Source organism: Vicinamibacteria bacterium, assembly GCA_035620555.1.
Lineage (GTDB): Bacteria > Acidobacteriota > Vicinamibacteria > Marinacidobacterales > SMYC01 > DASPGQ01.
In genome coordinates, this window is the sequence record DASPGQ010000004.1 from 1 (window position 1) to 3,273 (window position 3,273).

At 62.6% G+C, this 3,273-nt stretch carries 4 protein-coding genes; 1 reads left to right on the top strand and 3 read right to left on the bottom strand.

What is annotated here, in order from left to right; genetic code table 11:
* The 3 genes from VEK15_00060 to VEK15_00070 form a co-directional block, all read right to left on the bottom strand.
* Positions 1-338 (bottom strand): GNAT family N-acetyltransferase (locus VEK15_00060; GenBank protein ID HXV59055.1); only part of this gene is annotated, 338 nt, incomplete at its 3' end.
* 134 nt (positions 339-472) lie between these two features.
* A complete protein-coding gene (locus tag VEK15_00065; protein ID HXV59056.1) occupies positions 473-1,471 on the bottom strand; it encodes a hypothetical protein in 999 nt (332 codons plus the stop codon).
* A gap of 103 nt (positions 1,472-1,574) precedes the next feature.
* A complete protein-coding gene (locus VEK15_00070) occupies positions 1,575-2,819 on the bottom strand; it encodes a GNAT family N-acetyltransferase (GenBank protein ID HXV59057.1) in 1,245 nt (414 codons plus the stop codon).
* Between the two features lie 176 nt (positions 2,820-2,995).
* Between VEK15_00070 and VEK15_00075 the strand changes: the two genes are divergently transcribed.
* Positions 2,996-3,273: hypothetical protein (locus VEK15_00075; protein ID HXV59058.1), on the top strand; the 278-nt coding region annotated here is incomplete at its 3' end.

Below are 3,273 nucleotides of genomic sequence, written 5' to 3' on the forward strand. Positions count from 1 at the left end.
ACCTTCCGCGCGAGCCGGTAGAACTCTCCCATTTCCTCGGGGCGAGCGTAGGCACGCATCTCGCTCCCGGCCCCCTGGGAAAGGAATGCTTTGGTTTTGCGGCGAAGCGTGTTTCTCGTCTTGCCGCTGAACGTCGCGAGATAGTCCTGGAATGTCCCGGTGAGCTCGGTATATCGGCGCAAGTACTGCGATGGCACGTACCGAAGCGCGTCCTTCGAGCTGGTCACCGACGGAAGCGGCCCGCTGACAGGATGGGAGCGCGTGACGATGACGTCGATTCCTTCGCCCAGGCGGGCGAGCGGCGGCGGCGGATCCTCGGGAATCGGGGACAATGTCAAGAAGTGGTCTCTTAGGCTAAGCGCGCTGAAACTCCTGGAGAAGAGCGTGAGCTCGCCGACGCGGTAGGTGAGGTGATATCGAGTCTCCTCCCACCCTCGCGCCTCGCGCGAGGGCGCCGAACGATCACAGGGAGTCAATGGAACCTCGAGATAATCTGCTCGACCTGTCGCGCCGTGGTGCGCAGCGCCGATGAAACAATGTCTGGCGTTCCGTCAGGCGCCTGCAATGAAGCAAGGTCGAGTTCCGAGAAGTGCGCGGTTCTCATCCGCTCCCGGTTCGCAGCGAGGTACTCGCACAAGCGCTCGAAGCGACGCACCAGGACCTTCGAGTGGGCAACGAGACCCGTGCCCTGAAACCTGCCGATCTGCATGAGCTCGAAGCTGTGCATGACGATCACGACAGCGGGCCACCCGGTGGCCTCAGCATGCTCGAGCACGTAGCGGATCTCCGACAGGCTGCAGGCCGCCAATTGCAGGGGCCGCCTGCCGTGGGGCGGACGGTCGACGAACGTCGTCACGGGAAGCTCGACGATCCCGTCCAGGTGCGAGGGGGCGCGAATCTCCTCCCGGCGCTCAAGGTCTGGAAACGATTCCGCATGACAGGCATTCAAGCTCGAATCGATGCGAATCCCCGCCCCGCGCAACGCCGTGAGAGTGTCCCGGTTGGCAGCATAACTTCCCGCCCGGAACACGCGTATGACTCGGGCGCCAGCCTCGAGCAATCTCGCGAGTCCCGCGCGTACCAAGCGCCGTTGATCTTCGACCCCGTATTGCCACAGACAGGGCCCCGCGAAATCGGGCAGGCCTACGCATCGCGGGTCCGTGAGCCATTCCGGATGAAGATGCAAACCCACCTCCTGTCCGTGCTCGTGGATCGGCTCGAGGACACGCACCAAGGGCTTGACGCCCAACGCGAGGGAGAACAGAGGGTCGATGAAGAACGTGGCCTTGAGCCTATTGCGTGCCAACGTTGCCAGTTGATACGCAATCCCGAATCGCGGCTCGATCTTCCCTCCGTGCAGGTACACCTCGATCTCGCGGTCACACGTCTGGTCGGCAGCGAGCGGCGTGTGGGGCCAACTCTCGGCGCGCGGCCAGACCTCCGTATCGACCGTGAGAAAGACCCTTAGCAAGACGACTCACCCTTTGCCGCGCGTGGCAGCGCGCCGATCGAATCAGATTTCAAGCTCACTTGACGCTTTCATAGTACAGCAGCCGACCGGTATTCGGGCCGAGCTAGCGGTTGACACCCAGCCGACGAAAGAAATCACGTACCCGCCTTCGGGCCCCAAAGCGCCCGAGGATCGCACCAAGTGCCGCGGAAGCCCCATTCGTTGCATGCATGGACTTTGCCATGATAGCGCCGCGTAGCGTCGCTGGAATCAAGTAGAAATAGCCTTCACGTCGCGAGTCGGTGCTGAGGCGCTGCTTATGGAGGCTGTCGTCATTTCCGAAATCGAAACGCTTCACGCCACTTGCGCCGGTCGACAGATCCATCAGGATCTCGGTGTGCAAGAGGATCCCGACGTGATACCTGGCCCACTCCGGGTCATAGCCGATCTCCTGCGCGTGAAACGTCCCGCGGTAAACATGTCCAACTTGGAATGCGACCGGCTCTTTGCCCGCGTAGAGTACGTAGCTCCGGAACCATCCGAGCTCTGCAGTCGACCGGTATCGTCGCTCCAGCTTGCCCGGATCGCGCAGGCCCGCGCCCAGCAGCCGGTGCTGATAAGTCTTGCGCGATATCGCCGTCGCATCCGACAGGAACTCGCCTACTTCCGAGGGATCGCGAAAGCAGCGGATCCGCCCCGAATCTCCGACGTGGGCATAGAACTTCTTGCGAGTGCTTCGGAGATCCGAGCGGGTACGCGCTCCGAGGTTCCGAAGGTACGACTCGTAGCCTTCCGGCACCGTTGCGAATCGGTGGTGAAAGAGCTTCCCGAAGCGCAGCGCGTAGAAACCACAGCGCCGAATCTCGGGCGCCTGTAGCAGCTCGAAGAACGCCGTTTCCTCCGGGACTCCCTCGAAGAAGAGCGCCTCGTCGGGAGCAAGGTCCGCGCGAATGCGGACGAGCAGCGCAGAAAGCAGATCGCGCTCCCGCTCTCGACTTCCAGCCGCATCGACGATTGGAGGAGCGAAAGCCGTCAGCCGCCGAACCGGCCGAGAGAGGAACGTGAGCTCGCCAAGCGCGAGCCTCAAGGTCGAGGGATGAACGAAGAAGGACGCCAGACCTGCGAGCCGCTGGCCGCCGAGCGTGTAAAGCAGGAGGCTCTTGGATTCGCTGTCGACGGAATGCGCGATCCACTGAGGGTCGCCCGGAAGCTCGATCCGCTCGGCAAACGCACTCAGGGAAAGCGCTTGACATACCGCCTCGACGCTCTCGGGCGTCGGTCTGTCAAGCCGCTGCCAAACCTCGGACGTTTCCGCCATCTCCCAGTCGGTCAATATCCTGCTCGCGTCGGAGACAATGATCGCCGACAAGCCACATTTTGCCTATCTCGCCATGGCGGTCTTGAGCAGAATTCGACTTTTGCCGCCTCCCGTACCGGACAGTGGGACGTTCTCGGATCCTCGAAGACAAGCTTTCGAACGCACACGGAACCGAAGAAAACGCAGCGCATGAAGCGGTTCCAGCGCATCCCGAATGGTGCGCGCTCTTGCGTAAGGTTGTCCCGGCGAAAGCGTTCCTGACCGAGGCGTGGTTCGATTGCTGGGCTCGCAGCTTTCTGCCACTGAATTCCTGGGTGGGACCGCTCACATATCTGGCGACGCACGGCCCGGACGGCGCATTGATCGGCTTGGCGCCGGTCGCCAAGCAGCGGGTCGCGGGGGTTCAGTTCAGTTCTCTCGGGGGCTACTACGCACCGTTCCGCTCGATCCTGGTCGCGGAACCTGCACGGCAGGTTGCCGCGGAGGGCCTCGCGAGCGCACTATC